Source organism: Mesorhizobium sp. M7A.F.Ca.CA.001.08.2.1 (assembly GCF_003998455.1).
GTDB classification, from domain to species: domain Bacteria; phylum Pseudomonadota; class Alphaproteobacteria; order Rhizobiales; family Rhizobiaceae; genus Mesorhizobium; species Mesorhizobium ciceri.
The window spans coordinates 1-3,440 of the sequence record NZ_RZPW01000673.1; the positions used below are offsets into that span (position 1 = coordinate 1).

The following is a 3,440-nucleotide window of genomic DNA, read 5'->3' on the forward strand; positions in this document are numbered from 1 at the left end:
ACCAAGCGTGGTTCGATCGCCGCGATGGAAGGGGCCGAAGTGCATGCCGACTGGCTGGCGACAGGAGCTTCGGTACCGGTCGACCCGCATGTCAGCGGACCTTTGTCGCGGGCAGCCATGCTGCCGACGCCTGTCTACATCCGGGCAATGCGCCGTCGTACAGCGCTCGCCGCCGCCATGGACGAGCGGCTGTCCTCGGTCGATGTGCTGGCCTTGCCGACCACACCGGTGACGGCGCCGACTATCGTCTCGATGTCTGACGACGCCGGGTTGCGTGACCGCACCGAAGGCCTGCTGCTGCGCAACACGCAGGTCGCCAACCAGTTCGATCTCTGCGCGATCTCGCTGCCGATGCCGGGCACTCAGCTGCCCGCCGGCTTGATGCTGGTGGCGCGCAACGGCCATGACCAACGCCTGCTGCGCATAGCAGCAGAGGTGGAGCAGCTGCTTGGCGCGTGAGCAGGGCTGAACCGCCCATCAGCGCGACGAACAGTGCTTGCGTTCGCTGTCCTTGGCGGTCCGTACGATACGGGTCGCGACCAGCCAGGGCAGATTGTACTCCTTGCCGGTGATCGTCTGGGTGCGGTGCTCGATCGAGCCCCTGACGACGATCTTGCCTGCATAAAGCGCGTCGGAAAGATCGGTTATGGCCTTGTCGGCCTGCGGCAATCCGCTGGGGTCGATCGACACGCCCTTGATGATCGCCCCGGTGGCAAGGTCGAGTGCGCTGTTGGACGGGCAGGGCGCCTTGAAGCAGCGCAGCCCGTTGTCGCAATAGACATAGCTGCTTTCGGCCGCGAATGACGGAATGGCGCAGAGCGAACAGGCGGCGACAATGAGGGATGTGAGGCGGAACATGGGTCTCAACGTCACGAAGAATTGGGGCGAAACCGCGATGTGCTACACGCTCGCCGGGAACCGCTGCCGGTAGTGATCGACCACTTCCGGATTGCGCAGATTGACCGGCAGTTTGCCCGCCAGCACGAGCAAGGCTTCGCCCGCCGCGCCGACGCCCATGCGCATCATCGATTCCTCGGTGATCCCCGCCATGTGCGGCGTGACGATAACATTGTCGAAGCCGAAATAGGGATGGTTCGACGGCAGCGGCTGCGTCGCAAACACGTCGAGCGCGGCGCCGCCGATGCGCCGTTTCTGCAAGGCCTCGATCAGCGCGTCGTCGTCGACGACCGGTCCGCGCGACACGTTGATCAGCAACGCCTGCGGCTTCATGCGGGCGATCCGCTCACGGTTGATCAGGCCGCGCGTTTCCGGCGTCAGCGGGCAGCACAGAACGATGATGTCGCTCTGCTCGACGAGAGCGTCGATCGACAGGAAGCCGACCTTGTCCGGCGCCGGCTGCATGCTGCGCGTCGTTGCCACCACCTTCAGGTCGAAGCCGTGCGCGGCGATATGGCCGACCGCCTGGCCGACGGCGCCGAGGCCGACAATGCCGATCGTCTTGCCGGCAAGCTCGCTGTTGGCGTTGGCGTGCTCGCGGCCGGCAAGCCAGCCTTTGGCGCGCAGGTCGCGATCGACGACGCGGAAGTTGCGCAGCAAGGCGAGGGCCACGAACATGACGTGTTCGGCAACCGAGCGGGCATTGACCGCCGGCACATTCGCCACCAGCACGCCGGCGGCCGTCGCTGCTTCCATCGGGATCATGTCGAGCCCGGCGCCATGACGGATTGCCGCCCGCAGCAGCTTTGCGCCGTCGAAAAGCTGTGGGGGCAGCGGCGCACGCACGATGACGATGTCGGCATCTTTCGCTTCGGCGGCCAGCGTGGCCGGATCGATGGCGGAGGCGACGACGAGCTCGCCGGCGCCGGAGAGCATAGCCGAGGCGCGCGGGTGCAGAGGGTGCGTCGTGAGGATACGGGCCATGTCGGTCAGGCTTTTTCGAGCGCCGGGCTTTGCGGCTCCTCGCCATGGCCCTCGATCAGGCCCTTCCAGTAGCTCTCAGCGCCCTGCAGATGGGCGCTCATCAGCGCCTGTGCGAGATTGCCGTCGCGGCGCAGCAGCGCTTCATAGATCTGGATATGCTCGGCATGCGAGCGCACGTTGCGCTCGGGGTCGTTGAAATAGATCGGCAGGCGCTGCTCGCCCATCATGTAGTAGACGCTGCAGACATTGTGGAAGACGCTGTTCTTGGTGGCGCGCACGATTTCGAGGTGGAATTCGCGGTCTTCCCTGGCAAGCCCTTCGCCGGCGGCGATGCGCTCTTCCGAAGCCTTCAGGATTTCGCGCAGCCGCTCGAAATTCTCCTCGGTGGCACGCGAACAGGCAAGTTCGGCCGCCTTGATCTCGTGGATCTTGCGCAGTTCGACCGTCTCGTAGATCTGGATCGGGTCGAGCGGGAGGCCCGCGCGGGCAAAGAGCGCCATGGCCTCCACACTGGCCTGCTTGGTGTCGATGTAGATGCCGGATTTGGCCCGGCGCTCAACGATGCGCATGGCCTCCAGGATGGCCAGCGCCTCGCGGATCTGACCGCGGCTGACGGCGAAATGCTCCGCCAGTTCGCGCTCCGATGGCGTTCGGCCGCTCTCCTTGTCCGAATGGGAGAACAGGTAGGCAGCGAGTTCCGCGAGAAGGTTCTTTTCTTTCATCGTCAACCGCGTTGCGCGTGCGCCTCCAGGAACCGCTCCGAAATGGTGAATCCCAGACCCGGTTTTTCCGGGATCGCTATCATACCGTCCCTGGCTTCGACAGTCTCTTCGACCAGATCATGGATCATCGGGTTGGCGCCGAGCGAATATTCGACGGTGAAACTCGACGGCGAGGCGGCGCAGACATGCAAGCCTGCGAAAAAACAGGGCGCGCCGGCCCACAAATGCGGTGCAAAGCGCAGATTGAAGGCGCTGGCGATGGTGCCGATCTTCATCGCCTCGCTGATGCCGCCGCAGAAGGCGGGATCGGGCTGGAAGATGTCGGCGGCTTTGAGCACGGCAAGGTCGCGGAAGGCGTAGCGGGTCGCCTCGCTTTCGCCGGTGGCAATCGGAACGGCGCCACTTGCCCGCACTTCGGCCATGCCCGGCTTATCGTCGGCGATGATAGGTTCCTCGAACCACGCCAGGTCAAGGTCGTTGACGAGATGGATGAAGCGCTTGGCTTCAGCCACCGTGTAGGTGCCGTGCGCGTCGACCATCAGTTCGACATCGGGGCCGAGCGCCTGCCGTGCGGCGCGCACGCGGGTGGCGGAAATGTGCGCCGCGCCGTCCATGGCGCCAACCCGCATCTTCAGTGCCTTGAAACCGCCCTTGGCGATATAGGACTTCAACTGCTCGCCGATGGCGTCGGCGGCCGCCCAGCCGCCAGACGCGTAAGCCGGCATGCGATCGAGCTTGCGGCCGCCGAGCAGCCGCCAGACAGGAACGCCAAGCGATTTGCCAAGAATGTCCCACAGGGCGATGTCGACGGCGCTGATCGCCGCGATGCTCATGCCG

The 3,440-nt window shown here is 65.1% G+C and carries 5 protein-coding genes; 1 reads left to right on the top strand and 4 read right to left on the bottom strand.

Annotation, left to right across the window (positions count from 1 at the left end):
* Positions 1-459: amidase family protein (locus tag EN914_RS28775; protein WP_245497862.1), on the top strand; the 459-nt coding region annotated here is incomplete at its 5' end.
* Positions 460-477: 18 nt separating this feature from the next.
* On the opposite strand, the gene EN914_RS28780 is transcribed toward EN914_RS28775, so the two are convergent.
* From EN914_RS28780 to EN914_RS28795, 4 genes are all read right to left on the bottom strand, one after another.
* Positions 478-858 (bottom strand): hypothetical protein, encoded by a 381-nt coding sequence (locus EN914_RS28780; protein ID WP_024504434.1) that lies wholly within the window; start codon positions 856-858, stop codon positions 478-480.
* 42 nt (positions 859-900) lie between these two features.
* Positions 901-1,881, bottom strand: a complete 981-nt coding sequence (locus EN914_RS28785) for a hydroxyacid dehydrogenase (protein WP_024504433.1) — start codon at positions 1,879-1,881, stop codon at positions 901-903.
* A gap of 5 nt (positions 1,882-1,886) precedes the next feature.
* Positions 1,887-2,603, bottom strand: coding sequence for a FadR/GntR family transcriptional regulator (locus tag EN914_RS28790; RefSeq protein WP_013529506.1), 717 nt, complete (start codon positions 2,601-2,603; stop codon positions 1,887-1,889).
* Between the two features lie 2 nt (positions 2,604-2,605).
* Positions 2,606-3,440, bottom strand: an 835-nt coding sequence (locus EN914_RS28795; RefSeq protein WP_164778983.1) for a mandelate racemase/muconate lactonizing enzyme family protein, incomplete at its 5' end; no start/stop codon positions are given.

Coding starts and splice junctions, on each gene's coding strand:
- EN914_RS28790 (WP_013529506.1), bottom strand. CDS start 2,603: ATGAAAGAAAAGAACCTTCTCGCGGAACTCGCTGCCTACCTGTTCTCC.
- EN914_RS28785 (WP_024504433.1), bottom strand. CDS start 1,881: ATGGCCCGTATCCTCACGACGCACCCTCTGCACCCGCGCGCCTCGGCT.
- EN914_RS28780 (WP_024504434.1), bottom strand. CDS start 858: ATGTTCCGCCTCACATCCCTCATTGTCGCCGCCTGTTCGCTCTGCGCC.